A 21,972-nucleotide genomic window follows, 5' to 3' on the forward strand; every position below is an offset into this window, starting at 1 on the left:
CGCGGAGCATCCACGAACCTTCGCCCTATTACGAGCCCGACTGATCTTGTAACTGACGCGCCCGGTCCCTCGAGGTCTGCCAAGCCCGCTTGATCAGCACGAACGCCGCTAGCAGGACGGCAATACCGCACACCGCCCAGAAACCAAACTTCTCCAAGACATGCATGACATCCTCCATCCGCTTGCCGAGCAATCTACCCAGCCACACGTAACAGGCGACCCAGGCGACCGCACCGGTATGGTTGAAGAAAAGAAAGGTGCGGAAGCGGAACCCTGTAATGCCGGACACGTAACCGGTGAAATGCCGGAAGCCCGGGATAAAATGGCTGATCAGCACGACGACGCTTCCGTAACGTTCCATCCAAGAGCGAATTTTGCTGATCCGCTTGGGGTGCATAAGCATGTATTTCCCGTATTTCTCAAAGAAAGGCGCGCCGAGCTTCGCCCCGAGACCATAGGTGAGCGTCGTTCCGATAATGGCGCCAAGATAGGCCATGAGCATCACCTGGAGAACGGGCATTTGACCAAGAGAAGACATATACCCGCCAAAGGCCATCGCCAGCTCGCCCGGAAAAGGAACGGCCAACGACTCCAAGAAGAGACCGCCAAACAAAACAAAATCGCCGTAATGCTCAAATAGCTGTCGCATCCATTCCATCGTCTTGACTCCTTACAACTTTAGTCATTACTTCCATGACATAAGTGTAAAGGAGCATGAGCGGCCGGATAATGGTCCGCAGCATGGTTTTGTTTCCGGACTTTGGTCGAGGCCGCCGACGGGCTAGTGACGGATTCATTCGTACGCGGCTGGCTACAGCTTCTTCCGAGCCGTCACAATAGGTTGGTAATAGCCCGATTCTGCTGGCATCATCCACTCGATCTCCGTGAACCCCGCCTTACTCAAAATAAGATTGAATTCATCTCGCAATAAAGCCCGGTATCTCGTTTTGTTATGTTTGGTTATCCATTGTCCCTCCATCTCTTGAAGGATAAAATGATTGGTCTGATACGTTTTGGCGTCCTCTGCCCAATCCCACACCTGAAATACAATACGGTTACCCCCGTCGAATACAAACGGCTTTGTAGCTTTAGGCTTTTCTTTCACCAGCTCATCGTAATCCCTCATCGTAACGAGAAGCACGCCGTCCTTTTTAACTTTCGCATACATATTGCTTACGGCCAGGCCCAAATCATCATCCGTCAGGAGGTGGGGGATTGCATTATCTGCGGAGATCACGACATCATAAACACCGGGAATATCTTGAACTAGTGTACGAAAATCCGCTACCCCAAAGTTTATGTTAACCCCGAACGATGCTGCCTCTTGGGTTGCCCTTGCGATTGAAGCCGGACTTAAATCTGTGCCCGTTACATGAAAACCTTGACTAGCGAGCCCGATTGCTTGTGTACCGATTCCACAGGAGCAGTCTAAAAGCGAGGCGCTCTCTTGGCTAAGATTCACGAGTTTGGATCGAATGAGCGTGCTCAGCACCTCGCCTTGCGTGGAAATAGTCTGTTGCCAATCAACGAAAATCAGATGATAGGCCTCGGCTAAATCATCATAAAAATCTAAAACAGACTCGTTCATCTTCTCTCCCCCCTACTTTTTCGGTCACACGGTGCAAGTGTTATGCCATGTTGGCCTTGAAGCCGTCTATCCTCTGAGTATATACCAAAAAAGGGAATGTCTTGTAGATGATCGAGACAAACATTTCCAATCGCACTCTTCTCTCTGATAGAATGGAGAAAATCATATTTTCACTTGGGAGGCAGACGGCGACGATGGAACCAAATCTATACGCACAGATCATGCAGTGGCACAAGGATAACGAACACCAACAGATCGTAGATACTTTGCTGAAGATTCCTCCGGCGGACAGGGATTATGACATGATCAGCAGCATCGGTCGCGCTTATAACAATCTGAGCTTGTATGAGGAAGCACTGGAACAGCTTACTTCCATTGCTGAGCAGGGAAAGAATGATCCGTTGTGGTATTATCGCATTGGCTATTCTTATTATTATTTGAAGCGGTATGAGGAAGCGGCAGGTGTGCTAAGCGCCGCGCTGGAGCTGGATCCTGACGATCAGCATTCAGCCTGGCTGCTGGACCGGAGCCGTAGCAAATGGCAAAAGCAGCAACAAGCGGAATCCCGGCGTGCAAGCAGCCAACAGAAGGACTCGGGAGCGATTCCTTTTGAAGGGATGGATCTGGACAGCTTCTGGGAAGACAGCGACTATGCCAGGGAACAATATGTCTCTGATCCGCCTACGGATGAGCTGATTGCTTCGGTAGAAGAAGAGCTTGGCTATAAGCTTCCGGCAGCCTACATCGCGCTGATGAAGCGCCAGAACGGGGGCATTCCTCGACATACCTCCTTTCCGACAGACGTAGCTACCTCTTGGGCGGATGATCATATTGCGATAACGGGAATTATGGGGATCGGGCGCGACAAAAGCTACTCGATTTGCGGGGATCTCGGCAGTTCGTTCATGATTGAAGAGTGGGGGTATCCGGATATCGGGGTGGTTATCTGTGACTGCCCTTCGGCAGGACACGATGTCGTGATGCTGGATTATCGTCACTGTGGGAAGGACGGCGAACCCGAGGTCATCCATGTCGATCAGGAAGATGATTACGAGATCACCTTCCTGGCTCCGGACTTCGAGACATTCATCCGCGGTCTGGTGCATGATGAGGTTTACGACACTTCTGAAGAAGATAAAGCGGACGATCTGCGCAAAGTGGCTGAAGGAAAATTCTCTCCCCTACTTACTGAACTCTGTGGTCATGCCACTGAGGTGGACAGACTGGAGTCCAAAATACGCAGCGTCTGTACCCGGATCGTCCAGGAGAAGGGCCATTTCTCCTTTCATGCAGATGAGCGGTCTCATCTCATGTACGATGTGCAGTTCTGGTTATACACCAACGCTTTCCCGACTACCAGCCGCCAGCAATATCTGGATACCTATGATCAAATAATCGCATTCGGCGGCGAATTCGGCCAAGGAGGGTATGCGCCCGACTTTATTAGCGATTGGCTGGATGGGCGAATCGGGGAAGGCCTTATCGTTGAGGAGAACGGAGTTCTCCGCTTCACAGACGAGGCACGCGACGCGGTGATCGCAAAGCTTTCAGCGGAAGCGGAAGCGGAACAGGAGTCGGAAGATGCAGGAAGGACGAAGGATCTGGCCCCCTTTATCCTCGTGGAACAGAATAATGGCGGCAAATCCGTCATTCTGACGGCCGGCAGCTACTTGGCCAATCTATTCGCCAACCGAGCGGACGAGGGGTTCGAAGGCAACGGTTACGATTGGGCTTCGCTGGCGGCAGTGTTCTTGAATGAGCGGATGCCAGAGCTTGCGGACACGATTCGTTTCGACCCGGAAGCCGATATGTTCTGTGCCTACTCGAGCAATGGAGCCGCTGTAGAACAGTTCGCAAGGGCGTTCAAATCTGCCTGTGAGGATGAGGCGCTTATTCACGATCTGTTCTCGCGCGCAGAGTTGGACTGAGATGGCGGCCGATTTTCCGGGTCGGCTGTCATTGGAAGGCTTGCAAGTAGCTTGCTCGCCGGGCGCATGGTACAATAAGATGGAATATTTTTGAAGATTGAAGTTGATCGTCCATGTTGAAAGAATCGGGGGGAACGCAGTGAAATACGCTTCTTACTGGGTTGCGCTTATCGTGCTTGTGGTGGACCAGATTACGAAGAAAATCGTCTCTAGCGTCATGGAGGTAGGCGAGCAGATTTCCGTGATCGGCGAGTTGTTCAACATTCAGCTGTACAAGAACAACGGAGCGGCATTCAGTATGCTGCCCAACCAGCGGCTGTTCTTCATTGTCATTACGCTCGCTGTCGTGATCGGCATCCTATGGTACATCCGGAAGAACCGGAGTTCGGGCCGTGTTCTGCTGATGGTGGCGCTGGGATTGATCCTCGGCGGCGCGATCGGGAACCTGGTCGACCGAGCGTTGTACGGGGAGGTTGTCGACTTCTTCAAGCTAACGTTCGGCAGCTATGTCTTCCCGATCTTCAACATTGCCGACATCGGAATCACGATCGGCGTCTTATTGATTCTGCTCGAAACAATTCTAGACGTGAGGAATCAAGAATCCAAAGCTCCACGGAACGGCGGCATGCAGCCCGACTGACTACCAGCGCCAGTTCTCGATTTCACTCCGCATGTGTTGCATACGTTCGCTGCGATCCAACCCGTGCCAAGGGGGCGTCCCAAAAGTCAGCGCATAGATGACGATGGGACGCCTCCGTTTTTCGAGTACCATGTTTTGGTTGCCGCATCCACTGCTGGACGCATGTTCTTCTGATATAAGGTGATTGGTTTGCGTTCGTTCACTGTCGAAAGACAGGGAATGCAGCATGCAGCATTCACCCTCTCCGTTTGGGGTAACCCTTCTTAAATTTCAAAACACAAAGAATATACCGTGGACCAGCTGTTCTTGCCAATGGAACTTGCAAGAAGATATCCCCTAAAACCATCACGTTCGTGACGACAAGTGAGCACCTCTATTTCAAAAATGAATACTTATATAGCGGGCTTGCAGGTTTGTATTGAGCTATCGTTTCCCCGTTGAATGATGTGAAATCTAGAAATTTAGGCAAGAGTAATTAATTCATTAGATACATGTACATACCATAATGATGTTGCCATCTGGATCCTTAAATGAAAACTCTGCTAAATCGGGATATGTAAGGATCTCGGTTACTAACTCGGCGCCTAATTCGGTGACATGTTTAAAAGCCGCATTGATATCAGTGACGCTAAGGTTAAAAAGTGGTTGGTTTGAGGGTGTGAATTCATATTTTTCATCAAAACAATGGTTATCAAGCGTAAGTCCTGGGCGACCACTTCCCATGTCCAAAGTATAAATTGGTCCAGATGATTTTTCTTCTCTCACTTCTAATCCAAGTAGAGCACTGTACCATTTTATTGACCGTTCTAAGTTTGTTACATGGACAAAAACAGTATCGATCCTATTTTCTATGGGTTTAATCAATCGAGATGACCTCCTAATGATCGAATCTGGTAATTTAATACATATTAAGAATAGCGAGCATACGTTCTCTTGTAAAGGATGATTCACAGTAAGTACTATGTTGCTGCCCGATAGTTCAACGGCAAGAGGAGCAGCTGCTGCAGCGGGCAAACTGTTCCTGGATCTTAGTTGAATGACTAGACGATTAATCATATTGACCAATGTAAATTTTTTCATTATGATTCGAGTGTAATGTTTTTCCATTTGTAAGGAGATGTTGATTCATAATGAAGAATTTTCTTGTTCTTGCCGTTCTTGCGGTACTTTCCTCATTAGTGCTTTCTTCAAGCCCAGACGCCGTTTATGCAGCCCTTATCACTGAACCTATTAATAGCAAATTGGAACAAGCACAAGGTTCGTTTTCATACCAACTGGTTTCTGGTACTGAGACGGTTCGTGTCCAAGTCGCAAACTACGGCAACGAAAAAATGAACTATCAGCTGTTAGACCCCCGTGGATATATATGGTCTTCCGGCCAAATTGACCCAGGAAAAACCTATCGCTCTACATATGATTGGTTTCCCTCTTTAAGCGGAACCTGGATAATCAAAGTTGATACAAGTGAAGGGAATCCTATTAATGCTGATATCCGCGTAAAAACTGGCGTATTATAAAAACCAAAGTGATGTGGAATATGATCTCCAGTTTACTTAACCAACCTGCAGCTTCTATTTGTATTGAGCTAGCTATCGTTCCCCGATCATATTAGAGGTCACCAGAACCTACTGGTCGACCTCATTTTTTGTTGAGTCGTAAAGTTACGGGTAGCTGGGAAGGACAAACGTTCCCCTGGGACACAGATCCGGCCGCCGATATGCCGCATCAGCCTTGTTAATCAAACGCAACTATTGGGCGTATATGGGATTGAAAATGGCATAATTAAACTTATGCCCTTACCTCTGCAGTTCTGCTATAAATGTGGCATAACAAAAACCGCCCTAGTAATGGCGGTCAATATTGGTCTTTTATGGTATGTCATTACTAATAATCGTCAAGAAGCCGTTTCTTGTGGCAATTTCTATATACTTTTTAATGGATGACGCCGCAGTCTCGTTAAACAGAAACCATGCATCTGCATTGGCGTTATATACTAATACCTTAGGTTCCTTAGGAAACTTCTCCGCGCCTACTAATGAATAAATATCGAAACGTTCAATACTTTGTCCATTGATTCCTATAAAATCATATTGCCCTTCTTGATAATATTCTCCGCTCGACATAATACTTGGTTTCCAATAATAGCTTTTAGGGGCATCAACCTTGTCCCCCATATTAGCCATAAATATGTTGTATATTGTTTCACTATAAGCATTCCCGTTTACCTGTTGCACTACTCCGCCCATAGTTGCATTATATTCATTTTGCAACGCTTTCACTACCATACCGTCTATAACAAGCGGCTTCGAATCGATTGTTATGATAGAGTTTCTATATTTGACACTGCAATCAAATGCCTCAGCGATAAAACGTAGAGGAACCATAACACGATTATTCTTAAGGTAAGGCTGCACATCTAGTTGTACTTCTGTACCATCCTTTAGCGCAGAAGCACTATTAGTTGTTAACTCCACTGTTTTACTGTTTTTCTTAAGAAATACTTTGGTATTATTCCATTCTACGCTAGCCCCCAAATTCTCACTAACTATCCGCAGCGGAACCATTGTACGGTTGTTCTTACTTTCTGCTTTAACATCGGAAACAGCTAAAACGCCATCTATTTTAATCTGTACTTCTGCCGCATAAGTAGATGGCATCAACATAAATAAGAAAGTCATTAAAAATAAACAAACGATACATAGTTTTTTCAAGAGATTGCTCCTTTCACTACCAGTTCTAATGATTCAACTACTTAAACTCCTTATTCGAGGCTCAGGATTATTTCAGCTACATGGTTCTCAACCCTTTCACATATGGAAAATTATAACACATACTAAGTCGATTGTTTATATGTCTTTAGGTAGCTGGATTAACGAATCATGCCCGCGTCTTCAATGGAAAAGGGAGCAGAGCCGCGACGGCCTGCTCCCTTTGCTGGCTTCAAAAACAGGCATTGATGAAGCAAATAACAAAACAGCAATTACGAAGAACATAGCTTAATAGCAAATATCTTAGAAAACTCCCGTCATCTTAATCTCTGGTTAAGTATTACACTGAACCTTTGTAAAAACGTTCTATATTGTATTAGAATCCTTTAGCATCTCGCCTTTGAATCTGACATAAATAAGCCACTATAACATCAGCATGTATTTAAATTGAATCATGATTATTGTTAAAGATTTCGGTTGGAAAGCGTTTTCGCAGGTCCTATATTTTGACAGGTTGAAAGCCTGGTAAATATACCACATCATATAGTTGGGCATTTGTCAAATTGACTATATGTCCGAATACGATGCGGGTAAGCCGCGCACCGGATCGAAAATAAGGAGGCTTTTCATTGATGTCAAAACGATTTGGCAGAATGCTCGCGTTCCTCTGTTGCCTGGTAATGGCGGCGTCGCTAATGCCTGCCGGCTTTGCCGCCGCCACTGAAGCAGAAGCACTTGATGGCGACCTCGGTTCTACAACGCTTGCAAGCTTGCAGGCGAATGAAACGCCGACCGCCATTTTCGGAACTCCCGAACTCGGGTCAGACGATCCGCTGTGGGCCTTGACAATGGAGCATCTCATCAACAAAAGCACGGTGCCCGACGACCCCAGACCCCATGCCACGGGCACAGCCAGAATCCTTTGGGACCACGACTACCTGTATGCCCGCGTGGTTGTGAAGGACAGCAATCTATATCGGGGAGCCGGCGGAGACTACCAGTACGACAGCCTGGAGTTTTATGTCGGCAACGGATCCGGAGGCTCAAACCAATGGCGCGTCAGCGCGACGGGCGTGTTTTCAGGGCAGTCCGCTCCTGGCAGAGCTGCGTGGACCCAGATCACGGATACAGGATATATCGTGGAGATGAGAATACCCAAAAGAACCTTGACCTTACAGGAAGGCAAGCTAACCTTTGAGGTCTATATCAACAACTCGACGGAAAAGGGCGGCGATCGCTATGAAGTCGTTTCTTCTTTCGGAGTTCCGGACGCGGGTTATTCCAGCGATGCTTCATTTGCAGACAGCCTGCAGCTCACTTCAGCCACAGAAGCGGACACCAGATTCTCAATCACCGCCACGGCGGGACCAGGCGGTGCAATAACACCGAACCCACCCGGCGATGTTCTAAGACTAGCTAAGGGCTCAAGCAAAGAATTTACGTTTACCCCCAATCACGGCAAAATTGTCGACACCGTAACGGTAGACGGCGAGGCCGTGACTCTAACTGCCGGCACTTATACCTTTCTAAATGTTCAGGCTGACCATACCATTCACGTGACATTCAAAAACGATCCGAACGCGAAGCAGCTTCCCTTTATCGTATGGAATGACAACTTCGCCCGTGGCGAGTACACGACGGCCGTCATCATTGACTTAGGCGATGGGAAGGCGGCGTTAGGCTCCGCGCTTAAACCTGACTTGTTTACCGTCTCGGCTAGGAACACGACCCTCAGCGGCGAGTCGGTGACCTTTGAAGGGACGCGCAAGATCACAAGGGTATACGCTAATGACAAACCAAAGGTACGCGGCTATAAGGGCACGGTAAACAATTCCCCGGATTATCAGGAAGGCCTGGCAAGCGGCCGTTACATCGTAGTCGAGTTTGAGTTTTATTCAGAGAGCGGCGGCAATACAACGCTGGATGGCAGCAGTAACTCGACAAAGCAGGTTTACAACATCGTCCAGAACGACGAGATCCTCCTAACGGATGGGAGTTCGCTTCGCAACGTGGTTTTTGAACAGGACAACGTCGTGAATCCGATCCTTGACAAGTTTACAACACCCACTGGCGATTCGGTCAATCGCGCGCTCTACCTTCACAAGGATGGCAACGGTAATGTGGTGCAACGATTGCCGCTGTATGTCTATACCCACGGCATGTCACGCGGAGGAACAAACGCTGCAGCAGACCCCAAAGCGGCCATGAAATCCGCCAACGGCTCGGTCGCTCTCATGAAAAAAATGGAGGGGAATCCCGACAAATACGCCAGCCATATCCTGAATATTTCCTATAATGGCGTATCTACTCCCGCTACAGCCAATGTGAAGAAGGTGATAGACGACCTGGTTGCCAGCGGCGCAGTAGACCCTAACCGTATTTACGCGGCGGGCTTCTCATGGGGCGGCCAGTATACGAACACCTTAGTTAACGCCTACCCCGGCCTCTTCGCGGCCGCCGCGCCTATGTCTCCGGTAAGCGGATCACCGAACGCGAGCACCAACGACGCTCACGCCAAACTGGCCTATTGGATGTTTATCAATGCTCATAACGTTGGAATATACCAGACTAACCTCACTACCTACATAAATACCAATATGCCGAAAATGACCAACGCGAGGGCATCGCGCTTTGAGAGCAACGAGGCTCTTACGTGGCCCTACAATCAATATGATCAGCCGAGTCAGAGGCCGAATCCGGCCAACACGCCTGCCCTGGCTGATTATATAGCGCACGAGGTTGAAGCTGCGGTTCTTTACAACCAGATCACGATGGGGACTTGGAGCATAGCTCCCACGGCGCAGTCCTCTAACTTGCCGGCTTGGAAGAATGACTACACAGACGTCTTTGATTGGATGTTCGCGCAGAGAAAGACGGACGGACCCGGTGCTCCGGGCGACTTCAAGGCAACGGCGGGCGACGGTCAGGTCACATTAAGCTGGACTGCTCCGGCTGACGACGGCGGCAGCGCGATATCGGGTTACAAGGTCTGGTACGGCAGCGTGACGCTAGTCACACTGGGTGCGGCGGAGACCAAATATACCTTCACCGGCCTGACCAACGACCAAGCCTACACCTTCAAGATCGTGGCGGTAAATGCGAAGGGCGAAGGAGCGGAGAGCAGTGCAACGGCTACGCCGACGAAGCCGACGACGACTCCCATTGTGACCTATCCTTCTGGTGGCAATAGCGGCAATACGGGCAACGGGAAAGACACTGAATTGTCGAAGTCGAACTACACCGTGAAAACACCTAAGGATAAGCCTGCGGTCACAGACAACAACGGCAACATCACCCTACCCGGCGGCGGCGAGATTGTGACCAAAGGCGGGACGAAGATTAAGGTACCTGAAGGCACAACGATAGACTCGAACGATAAGGTGACCATTCCGGAGGGCAAGAGCGCCGAATTGACGCTACCCGGCGGCAACAGCACAGTGACCATTCCGGGCGGATCTACGATAGCGGGCGACGGTACGATCACCGTGGGCGGCGGAGACGCGCATGTGAAACTGCTAAGCGGCAACCAGGTGGATATCCACGGCGGCGCGAAGATACAGAGCGACGGTACGGTTGTGGTAGGACCGGGCGGCGCGAAGGTCGGCTTAGACAACGGCATGTCGCTGAACATCCATGAGGGTACGGAGCTTGTGTTCGATGACGACGCCCCGCTGGGCTTCCTCGTGAGGTCCGGCAATCCTTACAAGGATGTCAACATGGACGACTGGCACTACAGCTACGTAAACTTCGCCTACACATACGGTCTTTTCAACGGCACGACGTCGACGACGTTCTCACCAGGCGCCTCAATGACGCGCGCGATGTTCGTGCAGGCACTGGCCAATCTTGAGAACGTCGACCGCTCCGGCTACACGACTTCCCGCTTCAGCGACGTGAAGGACGGACAGTGGTACACGGCGGCAGTCGAGTGGGCGGCCGAAAACGGCATCGTCAACGGTATAAACGCAGACCGGTTTGACCCCAATTCACTGATATCGCGCGAGCAGATGCTGGTGATCCTGTACAACTACATGAAGTACAAGGGCTATGCGATACCTGAAAGCCACTCCAAGTCCTTCGCGGACGAGAGTGAGATCAGCTCAGGGGCGTTGGAGGCCGTTCAGGCGCTGCGGGGCATCGGCATTGTATTAGGCAAGCCGGACAACCTCTTTGACCCCAAAGCCACCGCTACCCGCGCCGAAGTAGCCGCTATCTTTGTAAGGTTCGTCGAATATTCAGCTAAGTAAAAGCGTAAACAGAAAAAGGAGACCCATCCGGCTGGACAATGTCCAACCGGATGGGTCTCCTTCTATTTTACAAAGAAAATCTCCGGTCTGATTAATCTCTCGTTTCCCGGACTATCGGTTTGACCTCTTTATTTTAACAACTGCAACATAGCTTGAGGATTCTGATTTGCTTGAGCCAACATCGCTTGAGCAGCTTGAGTTATAATGTTTGATTTTGTCAAACTCAACATTTCTTTAGCCATATCTGCATCACGAATACGTGATTCGGATGCGGTTAAATTTTCAGCAGAATTCCCCAGATTGTTCAAAGTGTGTTCCATACGGTTTTGCAATGCACCATAAATCCCTCTATAGTTCGAAACTCTTGCAATTGCTCCATCCGCTTGGGCTAATGCTTGCTCAGGTATGGATGGTGGCAATAACCCCATATTCGTGATACCCAATCCCTGTGCGTTTACATTGAACAAGGGGATGGCAATTTCCTGACCACTGTTAGCCCCGGATTGGATGTCAATTTTTGGCGAGATAAAGTCAATATCCTTTATGTCTGTGTTCACAGTTGTTTCAATATGTTTAGTTACCTCTGTTTCATGTGTTCGTTCAAACACATCAAGATTTAATGAAAACGGACCATATTTGAAACCTAGCGTTACACTTGTACCTTGTGGCACAGATAGTTGCCAATCAAATTTGACTTGTGGCTGACCTACAACCGGATTATTTATTGTAAGCGTCGTCGGCGCTAAAAATCCAAGCGCATCATCAAATATCATGCCAGCATTGGCATCTGTTCCCGTCATGTTAAATATACTTCCAGATGGTGGGTTTATTACGTTATTCCCAGAGGCTAAAAGGCTTCCACCAGCATCCGTGATAACTGAATTTAATGGAGGGTTAACAATATTACTAAGTTTAAAATTCGTATCGAATGCATCTCCATTATTAATTACATATTTGATTTCCATGGAATTATCAGCTAGTACAGTCCTATACCGCATAATAGATAGGTTGGTACTGGGAAACCACATATGATCCCAAGCTGGAACAGTACCTGGGCCACTACGGGACGAATATTCAATGGGTCTCGAACTTCCATTAACCTCAATATTTTCAAGCATTTTACCATAGGCATTCCCAAGACCTTTCGGTCCGAAAATGGTTTCATTCATACCTACAGAGTACCAGTAGGCAGGTGTAGTATATTGCGGGTCGTTTGAAGCGATCAACGTTTCATAAACTGTAGTATTTGTGTCTGTCTTCGTTATTGTATGTATGTCAACATCATATTCATTATATCCTGATCTTCCATCTGGTGAAATTATTGGCGTAATATTGTTCGTATTTGAATAAGAATCGGTCGTCACAGATGTAGCTGAACTGCTTACTAAATGCCGTGGTTCTGCGGGTGTTCCTTGTGGTTTGTATTCTACAGTTTTATATATTGTGGTAGCTGGTGGTGGATCACTTACAGAAAAAGCTACGTTACTGCTTGAACGATCATCCAATATCTGGTAGTCATCACGTGCCAACAAGTTAATTGTATTAAACTCCGTTCTTCCTGAAATGCTGTTTATTTCATCAGTAAGCTGATGTATTTCTTGGTCAATCATCCGCCTATCATTATCGGTAAACGTATCGCTCAAGCCCTGAACGATCAATTCCCTCTGTCTTTGTAAAATATCTGTTATTTCTTGAAAGCCGCCTTCTGCTGTTTGAATTAGTGAAATACCATCCTGTGTATTTCTTTCCGCTTGAGCCAAGCCGCGAATTTGCGCTCTCATTTTTTCCGATATAGCCAATCCCGCTGCATCATCTGCCGCTTTATTAATATGTAATCCTGATGATAGTTTCTCTAATGAGCTTCCCGTAGATTTATTATTTTTATTTAATTTATTTAATGTATTCAATGCCGAAATGTTATGTGCTATTCGCATATTGCCACCACCCATATTAATACATCGTCATTTTATATTAATTTTTTTAGTATAAACTACCTATGTTTGATTCTCACAGATCTACTGTAATTTTGTTTCGGATGTTTCATGGCAAATCCCTTCCAACATTTAACTTTATTTTATGGTATTTATTCCATTAGGTGTTACGTGCAGTTCGCTTAGAAAATGGGCCGGGGTCAGCCAGTAGTGACCGGTCGGTTCCATGCCAACGATGACGTCCCGGAACCCTTGCTCCGTCGCGATCTTTCCGAACCAGCCCACGAACATTTCAAAACCTTCTGCCCGATAGTTGTTAAAACCGGCAGCCACGGAAGGCTGCCGGTTCTCTGTAATCGTTGAGCTATAGTTCCCAGTTAACGTAATGAGCTAGCACTTATCTTGGACAGAATATGAACTTCCCCAGTGCAAGAATTTCTCCCATATTGTTACATCGAATACTGCCTCTTTATCTAGTTGATAGTGCTCCCCTAGTTCTTTCCATTCCAAATATTCAGCATGCTTATAAAAATGCATAATTCCCACGAGGTCATCTGGCGTTAGCGTAATGACACTTGTAGGGCACTGATGCGACTTCTCACCTCTAACCAGTTAGACGCACGATAAACCGTATCAATTTTCACAGATGTATTATACGGCTGTTCAAACAAAATAACTGGAATATTCTTATCGGCAAATTCTTTTGCATAATGGGGGGCATCATCTACTAATACACTTACCTCGGAGTCGATACACTCCTGGAGCTTATTTTCTGTGAAAGCTATATTGTCGTATCTAACACCATGATGTTTAAGCCAATCAATAGTAACATCACGAAAAAGTAAAGGGCGAGCGGTAATAATTGATATTTGATGAGAAAGAGATAACTCCTGCAATACTTCTATTGCATGAGGAAAAGGGGATGAGTTCCAATGTATATCACGACCATATTGATGATAAACTTTTTCACGTTCTGTATTGTTCCACCCGTATAACCGATAAAAATAAAAATCGGTAACATCTTTGGAACTATACGATAAACCCGAAGCTTTATTATAAAAATGCAAATATGAAGAAGTGGCATCAAGGACTGTATTATCTAAATCTATTCCAATATGCAATTTCTTTTGCCCCCAACTCTTGAACATTCTAATCATTAACGTATGACCAGCTGCACAGGTACTTATTCAGCTAACGTTCCCAGTTAATGCACTCTTCAAACCGCGTATAAAGACTCGTTTCACCCAAATTTTTCTCCTGATCTGTGCGGAGACTGGTTGCAGACTTCCTCGGCCCCCTCGAGGCTCTTACAGTCGAATTGCCCATAGAACGCCCATAATGAGCCGCTTCGTCTGCTCGGAGTTTTGTTCTGACGTCATTAGTGACGCTATGATGTGTTGATAATTTAGTGTAAAATAATCTGTAGAAGTACAAGGAGGAGCACTGGATAAGTTGGAAGCTAATCCATCATAACGGCGAGATTTATCAAGCTGTATTAAGTGAAATAACTAAATCCGACCTACTCCAAATCAAGAAAAGCGAAGGTTGGTCAAGGGGATTTAACTGGGCAACATATTTCGATCCAAAAAGCGAGTTCGCTGCATATAAACTTCATATATCTAGAAGTCCTAAAATAAATACAAGGACTATTTGCCTTTGCCTGTTTAACAAGCTTTTAAAGGGCGGCGATGGCTACGTATTGCTACAAGCTATAACTGGCCTAGTTGAGCACTATATTGACCATTATGGCATGGAAGTCGTGAACAGTAAAAAGCGCCTTTTAGCCATTCCTACATTTGAAGCGAAAAGACTTGTTGATCGCATTCGGCCGCCGGCCAGTCATCCGATCACTGGATGATGGTATAATGGCGGTTCCGATCCCTCCCGAAGAGCGTGATAATGCTCACGAAGAAATGCGTGATTTTATACGTCGTCAAAATGAAAAAAGCAAATACCAAAATATAATTAAGGAGTAACCTGGAAAGTCCGTACTTATGGGTACGGACTTTGTTTGATTCAAGATTCATTTACGATTGAACTCAATCCACCTCATGATCAGCGAAGAACCCCGATTTTTCAAGGAAGAATCAGGACGATGAATCTCGCCATGGGTGCCATCCTCTCAAACCAACCTTTCTCTCATTGTAATCTAAATTCGGTTTGAGAGTTTACACAGAATATTTTACAGACTCCTGTCATCGATTCCAACGAACGAAAGTTCCTCCGGTAAGCGACCAAATTCTTCACTCGTTTCTTTGTTGCTTATGACCCGTTTATGATTCGCGACGTGCGGCAAGCCATTGATGAAATTCGGTGGCGACAATGCGCTGACCGGTAATTCCCTCCGCCTCCTTCGAGGCAAGGTAAACAATCGGTTCCACCATGATCCGCGGGTTCAGCAGGGATACATTCGATTCGTTTTTTTTCCTGAACTCATCGGGAATCATTCCGGTCACGGTCGCTCCGCCCGGGAGCAGCATATTTACGGTCACTCCATGATCTTTGAGGTCTTCAGCCATAATGTATGAGAGAGACTCGGTAGCGGCCCGGGACGGGCCATACGGAACGAATCCCTTTCGTTTCATCGTTTCGTGGTTCATCGAAATATTAATAATCCTTCCTTTGCCCCGACCTACCATCATGGGGGCGAAGCCTCTCGCCACAAGAAAGTATCCGGTTAAATTGGTATCTATCAATTCGCGGAATCCTTCCGGCGTAACCTGGTAAAAGGGCTGAGGATCAGTCAAAAATTTAGGGTTCACCGTCCTCATCCCGATTCCGGCATTGTTGACCAATACATCGAGCCGGCCCCATACCCTGTCTACCCATTCAACGGCCTGATTCACGGATTCCTCGGAACGGACATCCATCGGCAGGGCGTGTGCGTCGAAGCCTCGCTTCTGAAAACCGGCTGCCGCTTGTTCCAGCAGCGGCCCTTTTCGGGAGGCTAACGCAACGGAAGCTCCGGCCTCCAGCAAAGCCTCCGACATGGCATAGCCCAGTCCGCTTGAGGCTCCGCTAACCAAGGCATATACTCCGCTTAATGTTTTTTGCGTCATCTTCTTCATCCGCCTTTCCAGCGATCTATCATCTATTCACCGCAGCTGTATTATCATTCTCGCCCCAATGCCGTCTGTTCATTCGGAAAACCAAGGGGGCGTTAGCCTGTTTAGACTCGCCCCTCCACTCCATCAATAATACACACTCAACATGCGCTATCTGAGGAAACATACCGTCGCCGGATATGCTCGTGTAATAATCGATTAGACTGCTTAAAAAAGAAACAACAGTAGCCTTGGACTCAGATATTAAATCCAAAGCTGACGCTGTTTATTGAACTATCGTTCCGCGTTGGCTCAATAGTCTTAAGTTTTAATTTAGTTTTAATTAGATTCGCTGCTTATAGTGAGGCTTGCCGAACGCCTAATGCAGTATCGTCCCGACGGGCTTAGGGTCTGGATGTGGTCACTCGCTTCTCAGAGTGACCCCGAGCGTCAATATGGTGTTAGCCGAAGGAAGGTCTGGAAGCAGCCATTGCATTTAAGGCGTTCTCAAAATAGCTATTTACTTCATCTGCAATTCCCAGAAACTCTTCAACAAGTACATTACTATCCAAGTAACAAGCATACAGATAATCAACTAAAGCGGAGTCAATCTCGCAATAGTTTAATATGGCATGCTTCATCTTAATAATGTCATCTTGCCATACACCTGTATCTTCTAAAACCAAAGAGTATAATGCACGAATTAATCTCTTCGAGTAACCTTTAATATATCTAGTTTTCATTGTGTTATCACTAGCATTAGAAAGTAAACGATGTATACGATCTACTTCCTCTTTGGTCTCTGTATTTAAGTCTAAAATGAACGCTGGAGAAATAACTATCGGTGGTACTCTTTCACCAACGTCATGACCATGTAGGCAAACACAAATTATCTTTACCCAAAAGCCCCACTCATTTGGTTTACTTAATACATCGTCAATCGAGCAAATTATCGTATCAATCTTAGTGACTATTGGATATTCTTCCAGAAGCCTGTTTTTAATAGTTGACAATCTTTCGTAATCAATATCTTTGGGATTTACGCATACAATAGTAAAGTCTGCATCTGACTTAAAAGGTTTAGCGGTTCCTTTTGGAATCGAGCCACACATATAAATGCTATGAATCTTACCTTTAAACTCGGTAAGTATATGATCTATATACTTATCAACAAAATCCTTATATTCACTTTGTATTACAATTCTATTTATAACTTTTTCTAAAATCATATAGCCCCCTCCTAAACTAAGAACTTCTTTCGGCTAACGAAACTCCATTCAACTTTTCATCGCGGCCTGGGCTACTCGTGACTGCCACCAGATGAACAGAGGCGCTCCTATTACTTCTAGAACAGTAAAGCCAACATAGGGTGGGAGCGGCATACCAGCCAGCGCAAGCGACAATAGACGCCCAATTCCGCCGATGAAAATCATCAGCCATAGGAAGCGAAATAACACCGTTTCGCGTTCGATTCGCGGAAGCAGCCAGAAGGCGGCTGCACCTAGCCCGAGCCAGACCCCGGCGTAGAATCGCAGGTTGCTGTCGAGGGTGGCGTCCCGCGGTAATTGCAGCGTATTGTAAAGAGGATCGTCTAGACCAGTCATGGCCAACAGGCCAGTGGCCGTGGGCACGCAAGCTAGGACTGCTGTAGCGATTTGAAGTAAACGTCTGTTCATTTTGGTCAACCCCTCAAAAAGGATTAAGCTTTTTGTTCAGATTACATGCATTCCAGCCCGTATATCGGTCCTTACACCAAATTATAACATATCAATTTTGCGTAACTGCCCATTACTTCAATAGAACAAGGAGCAGCGCTGCAGTGATATGCTCTTGAATGGTTGAATGGTCGCCTTACACAATTCTGTTAACGGCACAATGCTTCGCTACAATCCGTAAACTCCCCTTAGTTGAAAAATCGATTGATTCCCGTCATCCCCGATTCATTGGCGTAAGCCGAATATTCTTCAATTAACCGCACCCACACTTTATCGTTAACAACGAGGTCCCAATTGACATTTTCGACACCGTTCGGCGTTGCTTCCGGCATTAGACTTTTGGCAATCGCAGACCATTGTTTGCTTATCGCATAGATGCCTTTTATTTTTTCGTACTGCTCCTCGTTAAGCACGATCGTTGACTTCGCCGCGGTGCAATCCCCGAGAACTCCGTTTCCGATCAGCTGCCTAGCCAGAAAAAAATGGATATCCTGAGCTATGCTCGCTGTTATATGGTTCGTTTGTACGTCGTTCGCTTTTTTTAAAGCTTGTGAGGTCTGAAGTAGTTCTTCATATTCTGTGCCGATCAATCTAAAATTGTAACATAGAGTGGTTGCTTGATCGGGTAACATTTCCTTTTCGCCACTTTCCATGAATATATGCAGGGTCTCATCGCTAATCAAAACGGCAGTCAGTAAATTGGATAATGATTGACCTATTTTTGTAGAAATGTAACGCTCATAATTTTGGTTTTCCTTAAACTGTGTATAGGTAAAAATCGTTGAAACAATCAATAATGCCAAGCATATTGAAACAGCAATAAGAAGCCGTTTAATTAACATTTTCTCCCCCCAATACATTGTTTCGGACTCACTGCGCTAAACGGTCCGTTGAGTGGCCTCACCAAGTCTACGCGGTACCAGTCAAAAATACGACAGGCTCCCGTACGCACCGGAAGCCTGTCATCCATTCCCCTTCAATACCTAGCAAAGATCGAGCCATCTGCCTGTGCTCATCGAAATTTGCTCTCTCCCCGAACAATGCGACTAACACGGGTCCGCCGCATACCGTTCCGCGATATGCAGCCCAGCAGGATCTTCGTCCGTATGGATGGGGCCGAGCATGAATACCAATTCGTGCTTTCTAAAAAGCTTGCCATACATACATAATGATAAAAGCAACACTACATATCGCACCAATTGAGAAAACAGTATAACCGAAAATACGGAGAGCGCGTGGCATATCTCTCATATCAACCTTATTGGTTAGTGTCCCCATAATAGTCTTATAATGCTCAGTCACCGAATTGAACGAAGAATTTTCCTGATTCGCACTCTTCACCTGCTTTGAATTTATTTGTTCCATAGGTCATCACTCCTTTTTTATATCATCCTACGAGATCTCGCTACATCCCCGCCGCCCGCTTAATCCGCGCCCGTTCGCTGACAATAATCTTCTTCAGCGCTTCCGTCCCGTATGCGCCTGCGGTGAAGGCATTCGCCTTCTCGTAGAACACGAGTCCGAGTGAGGTCCCGTCCCTCAGATGGACGCGCAGGAAAATGCCGTATTCCAGCTTATGCTTCTCATATATCGTATCGAAGCCGACGATCTCAAGTCGCGGCAGCGACTTCGCGATAAAAGCCGTCGCATCCGGCGTGAAGTCGCCGATCGGACTGCCGTCCATGCCGCTTACGAGGCTTACCTTCTCAATCTTCCCCTCGATATCCCACAGATCGCCGAGCGTCTTCGCATGCGGATTGCGGTCCGCCTCGTACACTTTGCCTTCCGCAATGACGCGGAATGATGGCTTATAGCCTATCATCGCATAGATCGGCGTGCCAACCGGCAAATAGGAAGCATCGCCGTTCTTCGTCCGATGGCCCTGACAGGCATGCCCATCCAGCATGTATGCAACTTCGCCGATCTTCTCTCCACGCTGCTGGGCTGCGATCTTGCTCGTCCCGTCGTAATTGTGCGAATATGTTACGTCGTTTAGCATCAGAAAATCAACCCAGTCGATTATACCGCCGCAATTCCCCTCGCTCCCGCCCCCGCGAAGCATGTTCTTCACGCTGCCGCAGCCGGTCAAAGCCAGCATGGCGGCTAACGCCAGCACCAGCATAGCTACACCCGATCGTTTCGTCCCCCGCATCTGCATCACCTCGTCTTCTTGACGCTGTCAGAAGCCCCAAAGTTACAGCAGTTATGCCGCATACGCATAACTCTTAGCAAACAACATCCGTGCCCGCGTCCGTCGCTGAATTGCGCAGCGTCTGAATATCCAGCATTGGCGGACGGCCGTACATGCGGGCATATTCCCGGCTGAATTGGGACGGGCTCTCGTAGCCGACTTGGAAAGCTGCATCGGAGGCTTGCAGGCTATCCGTGAGCATGAGACGCCTGGCTTCCTGAAGCCGCACCGTCTTCTGATATTGCAGCGGGCTCATCGCCGTGGCGAGCTTGAAATGTTTGTGGAACGCCGAGGTGCTCAGGTTGACGGATTTGGCAAGCTGCTCGATCGCGAGCGGGCGGTCGAAATGCCGGTTAATCGATTGGATCGCCTGCGCGATGGCGTGCGCTTGGCTGCCGATGACGGCAAACTGCTGGATGAGCGCGCCTTGCTCGCCTTGAAGCAACCGGTACACAATTTCGCGAATCGTCAGCGGCGCAAGAACCGGAACATCGTCCGGCTCATCCAGCAATTGCAACAGCCGCCCGATGGCTTCAAGCAAGGCGGGGGCCGTCCGGTTGACGGTTATTCCGCGCGGGATAGCCGACGTCGCGCGCAGAGGCCGGTTCGTCTCCCGGACGATGTCCAGAATGACGTCAGTGTCGAAGCTCAGCTTCAAGCTCAAATACGGCACCTCGGGCGAAGCCTCGACGATGCGGCCGATGATCGGCAATTCGATGGACGTGACGAGGTACGTCGAAGGATCGTAGCGGTAGGTCTCGTCGGCCAACGTGGCCGTCTTCGCGCCTTGCGCCACGACGCAAATCGAAGGCTTGTAGACCGATTCCAACGGCTCCGACGCCTGTTCGGCATGCATCAGCGTAAGGCCCGGCACAGCCGTCCGATGCGTGCCGGTCGAAGGCGCATGGCGGCGGATCAGGCTCGCCAATTGCCGCAGCGCTTGCACCTCGCGCAATTGTTCCTCCATGTTCTCGCACTCCCTCCATAATTAGTCTGGTCGTTATACCTGTATCATAACGAGCGCGAAGAGAATTAGGCAAGGATCAGAGAGGTCTGTTCTAACGGGTATCGCCACTCTTCGGTAAGATAAGTGTATAAGGACCGGTACACGGAACGAACAACCGGTCACGATCCGAACAAAGGAGCGTATACACATGAACACGAATGTACAAGGGAAAGTCGCGATCGTCACAGGCGCGTCGCGAGGCATTGGACGTCAAATCGCCATCCATTTGGCCCGCGCCGGCGCTAAGGTGGTCGTCAATTATGCATCGAATCCAAGCAGAGCGGCTGAGGTCGTAGAAGCGATCCGGCAATCCGGCGGCGAAGCTTGCGCCATCCGCGCCGACGTTAGCCAGGTGAAGGAAGTGGAAGCGCTGTTCGCGGAGACGCTCGAGCGGTTCGGCGCCGTGGACATTCTCGTTAATAACGCCGGGGTTATGGAAAACCACGCGATCGCCGACGTCACGGAAGACATCTTCGACCGTCAGTTCGCGATCAACGTGAAGGGGACGTATTTCGCCTGCCGGCAAGCGATGCTGCATATGGCGCCGGGCGGAACGATCCTCAACTTCTCGACCTCCGTGTCCGGCGCGATGCTCCCGACGTACAGCGTCTACGCGGCGACGAAAGGCGCCGTCGAACAGCTCACCCGTCAATTGGCCAAAGAATTCGGTCCAAAGGATATCGTCATCAACTGCATCGCCCCGGGGCAAGTGTCCACCGAATTATTCCTAGGCGGCAAATCCGATGAGCTGATCGACTCGTTCCGACGCATGAACGCGTTCGGAAGACTGGGTGAACCGGACGATATTGCGGACGTGGTCGAGCTGCTCGTCAGCGGCCAAGCGCGCTGGATTACCGGTCAGACGATTCGCGTCAACGGCGGGTTCAATTAAGACAAGCGATCATTCCGAATAACACGAGGGCAGCCGATCGCGCAACGATCGGCTGCCTTCTTAGCAGGAGACGACAACCAAA

The 21,972-nt window shown here is 48.0% G+C and carries 18 protein-coding genes and 1 pseudogene; 5 read left to right on the forward strand and 14 right to left on the reverse strand.

What is annotated here, in order from left to right; all coding sequences use genetic code 11:
- Positions 1-28: 28 nt before the first annotated feature.
- Both ACFFSY_RS10540 and ACFFSY_RS10545 read right to left on the reverse strand, forming a co-directional pair.
- Positions 29-658 carry a DedA family protein gene (locus ACFFSY_RS10540; RefSeq protein WP_377493542.1) on the reverse strand — a complete coding sequence of 210 codons (630 nt, stop codon included), beginning with the start codon at positions 656-658 and terminating at the stop codon, positions 29-31.
- A gap of 153 nt (positions 659-811) precedes the next feature.
- The gene (locus tag ACFFSY_RS10545) at positions 812-1,588 is read right to left on the reverse strand and encodes a class I SAM-dependent methyltransferase (RefSeq protein WP_377493544.1); all 777 of its coding nucleotides are present in this window, start codon (positions 1,586-1,588) and stop codon (positions 812-814) included.
- 194 nt (positions 1,589-1,782) lie between these two features.
- Here ACFFSY_RS10545 and ACFFSY_RS10550 point away from each other — a divergent pair, with 194 nt between their 5' ends.
- Positions 1,783-3,516 carry an Imm51 family immunity protein gene (locus tag ACFFSY_RS10550; protein WP_377493546.1) on the forward strand — a complete coding sequence of 578 codons (1,734 nt, stop codon included), beginning with the start codon at positions 1,783-1,785 and terminating at the stop codon, positions 3,514-3,516.
- A 139-nt stretch (positions 3,517-3,655) separates the two neighbouring features.
- On the forward strand, positions 3,656-4,156 hold the full coding sequence (lspA, locus tag ACFFSY_RS10555; protein WP_377493548.1) for a signal peptidase II: 501 nt from the start codon (positions 3,656-3,658) through the stop codon (positions 4,154-4,156).
- 483 nt (positions 4,157-4,639) lie between these two features.
- Here lspA and ACFFSY_RS10560 read toward each other — a convergent pair whose 3' ends face one another.
- Positions 4,640-5,020 (reverse strand): VOC family protein, encoded by a 381-nt coding sequence (locus tag ACFFSY_RS10560; protein ID WP_377493550.1) that lies wholly within the window; start codon positions 5,018-5,020, stop codon positions 4,640-4,642.
- Between the two features lie 266 nt (positions 5,021-5,286).
- Here ACFFSY_RS10560 and ACFFSY_RS10565 point away from each other — a divergent pair, with 266 nt between their 5' ends.
- Complete coding sequence (locus ACFFSY_RS10565; RefSeq protein ID WP_377493552.1) at positions 5,287-5,673, forward strand: hypothetical protein; 387 nt, start codon at positions 5,287-5,289, stop codon at positions 5,671-5,673.
- Positions 5,674-6,024: 351 nt separating this feature from the next.
- On the opposite strand, the gene ACFFSY_RS10570 is transcribed toward ACFFSY_RS10565, so the two are convergent.
- Positions 6,025-6,867, reverse strand: a complete 843-nt coding sequence (locus ACFFSY_RS10570) for a copper amine oxidase N-terminal domain-containing protein (protein WP_377493554.1) — start codon at positions 6,865-6,867, stop codon at positions 6,025-6,027.
- A 629-nt stretch (positions 6,868-7,496) separates the two neighbouring features.
- On the opposite strand from ACFFSY_RS10570, the gene ACFFSY_RS10575 reads away from it, so the two are divergent.
- The gene (locus ACFFSY_RS10575) at positions 7,497-11,111 is read left to right on the forward strand and encodes an S-layer homology domain-containing protein (protein WP_377493556.1); all 3,615 of its coding nucleotides are present in this window, start codon (positions 7,497-7,499) and stop codon (positions 11,109-11,111) included.
- A 128-nt stretch (positions 11,112-11,239) separates the two neighbouring features.
- On the opposite strand, the gene ACFFSY_RS10580 is transcribed toward ACFFSY_RS10575, so the two are convergent.
- From ACFFSY_RS10580 to ACFFSY_RS10625, 10 genes and pseudogenes are all read right to left on the reverse strand, one after another.
- Positions 11,240-12,280 carry a flagellin gene (locus ACFFSY_RS10580; protein ID WP_377493702.1) on the reverse strand — a complete coding sequence of 347 codons (1,041 nt, stop codon included), beginning with the start codon at positions 12,278-12,280 and terminating at the stop codon, positions 11,240-11,242.
- A gap of 366 nt (positions 12,281-12,646) precedes the next feature.
- A pseudogene (locus ACFFSY_RS10585) lies at positions 12,647-13,060 on the reverse strand (flagellin N-terminal helical domain-containing protein); the annotation flags it as partial.
- A gap of 542 nt (positions 13,061-13,602) precedes the next feature.
- Positions 13,603-14,199, reverse strand: a complete 597-nt coding sequence (locus ACFFSY_RS10590; RefSeq protein ID WP_377493558.1) for a 5' nucleotidase, NT5C type — start codon at positions 14,197-14,199, stop codon at positions 13,603-13,605.
- Positions 14,200-15,315: 1,116 nt separating this feature from the next.
- The gene (locus ACFFSY_RS10595) at positions 15,316-16,101 is read right to left on the reverse strand and encodes an SDR family NAD(P)-dependent oxidoreductase (protein WP_377493560.1); all 786 of its coding nucleotides are present in this window, start codon (positions 16,099-16,101) and stop codon (positions 15,316-15,318) included.
- A gap of 446 nt (positions 16,102-16,547) precedes the next feature.
- Positions 16,548-17,315 carry a nucleotidyltransferase domain-containing protein gene (locus ACFFSY_RS10600; protein WP_377493562.1) on the reverse strand — a complete coding sequence of 256 codons (768 nt, stop codon included), beginning with the start codon at positions 17,313-17,315 and terminating at the stop codon, positions 16,548-16,550.
- A 48-nt stretch (positions 17,316-17,363) separates the two neighbouring features.
- Positions 17,364-17,762, reverse strand: a complete 399-nt coding sequence (locus ACFFSY_RS10605; protein ID WP_377493564.1) for a DUF4345 domain-containing protein — start codon at positions 17,760-17,762, stop codon at positions 17,364-17,366.
- Between the two features lie 227 nt (positions 17,763-17,989).
- Positions 17,990-18,643 (reverse strand): hypothetical protein, encoded by a 654-nt coding sequence (locus ACFFSY_RS10610; RefSeq protein WP_377493566.1) that lies wholly within the window; start codon positions 18,641-18,643, stop codon positions 17,990-17,992.
- A 301-nt stretch (positions 18,644-18,944) separates the two neighbouring features.
- A complete protein-coding gene (locus ACFFSY_RS10615) occupies positions 18,945-19,166 on the reverse strand; it encodes a hypothetical protein (RefSeq protein WP_377493568.1) in 222 nt (73 codons plus the stop codon).
- A gap of 40 nt (positions 19,167-19,206) precedes the next feature.
- On the reverse strand, positions 19,207-19,953 hold the full coding sequence (locus tag ACFFSY_RS10620) for a hypothetical protein (RefSeq protein ID WP_377493570.1): 747 nt from the start codon (positions 19,951-19,953) through the stop codon (positions 19,207-19,209).
- A 73-nt stretch (positions 19,954-20,026) separates the two neighbouring features.
- A complete protein-coding gene (locus tag ACFFSY_RS10625; protein WP_377493572.1) occupies positions 20,027-20,959 on the reverse strand; it encodes an AraC family transcriptional regulator in 933 nt (310 codons plus the stop codon).
- Positions 20,960-21,146: 187 nt separating this feature from the next.
- On the opposite strand from ACFFSY_RS10625, the gene ACFFSY_RS10630 reads away from it, so the two are divergent.
- Positions 21,147-21,890: an SDR family oxidoreductase gene (locus ACFFSY_RS10630; RefSeq protein WP_377493574.1), complete on the forward strand. Its 744-nt coding sequence runs from the start codon at positions 21,147-21,149 to the stop codon at positions 21,888-21,890.
- The last annotated feature ends 82 nt before the right edge of the window (positions 21,891-21,972 follow it).

It is taken from the genome of Paenibacillus aurantiacus (assembly GCF_042431225.1).
Lineage (GTDB): Bacteria > Bacillota > Bacilli > Paenibacillales > Paenibacillaceae > Paenibacillus_Z > Paenibacillus_Z aurantiacus.

Coding starts and splice junctions, on each gene's coding strand:
- ACFFSY_RS10620 (WP_377493570.1), bottom strand. CDS start 19,953: ATGCGGGGGACGAAACGATCGGGTGTAGCTATGCTGGTGCTGGCGTTA.
- ACFFSY_RS10545 (WP_377493544.1), bottom strand. CDS start 1,588: ATGAACGAGTCTGTTTTAGATTTTTATGATGATTTAGCCGAGGCCTAT.
- ACFFSY_RS10550 (WP_377493546.1), top strand. CDS start 1,783: ATGGAACCAAATCTATACGCACAGATCATGCAGTGGCACAAGGATAAC.
- ACFFSY_RS10575 (WP_377493556.1), top strand. CDS start 7,497: ATGTCAAAACGATTTGGCAGAATGCTCGCGTTCCTCTGTTGCCTGGTA.
- ACFFSY_RS10625 (WP_377493572.1), bottom strand. CDS start 20,959: ATGGAGGAACAATTGCGCGAGGTGCAAGCGCTGCGGCAATTGGCGAGC.
- ACFFSY_RS10610 (WP_377493566.1), bottom strand. CDS start 18,643: ATGTTAATTAAACGGCTTCTTATTGCTGTTTCAATATGCTTGGCATTA.
- ACFFSY_RS10595 (WP_377493560.1), bottom strand. CDS start 16,101: ATGACGCAAAAAACATTAAGCGGAGTATATGCCTTGGTTAGCGGAGCC.
- ACFFSY_RS10590 (WP_377493558.1), bottom strand. CDS start 14,199: ATGATTAGAATGTTCAAGAGTTGGGGGCAAAAGAAATTGCATATTGGA.
- ACFFSY_RS10605 (WP_377493564.1), bottom strand. CDS start 17,762: ATGAACAGACGTTTACTTCAAATCGCTACAGCAGTCCTAGCTTGCGTG.
- ACFFSY_RS10580 (WP_377493702.1), bottom strand. CDS start 12,280: ATGAATGAAACCATTTTCGGACCGAAAGGTCTTGGGAATGCCTATGGT.
- ACFFSY_RS10540 (WP_377493542.1), bottom strand. CDS start 658: ATGGAATGGATGCGACAGCTATTTGAGCATTACGGCGATTTTGTTTTG.
- ACFFSY_RS10565 (WP_377493552.1), top strand. CDS start 5,287: ATGAAGAATTTTCTTGTTCTTGCCGTTCTTGCGGTACTTTCCTCATTA.
- ACFFSY_RS10600 (WP_377493562.1), bottom strand. CDS start 17,315: ATGATTTTAGAAAAAGTTATAAATAGAATTGTAATACAAAGTGAATAT.
- ACFFSY_RS10630 (WP_377493574.1), top strand. CDS start 21,147: ATGAACACGAATGTACAAGGGAAAGTCGCGATCGTCACAGGCGCGTCG.
- ACFFSY_RS10615 (WP_377493568.1), bottom strand. CDS start 19,166: ATGGAACAAATAAATTCAAAGCAGGTGAAGAGTGCGAATCAGGAAAAT.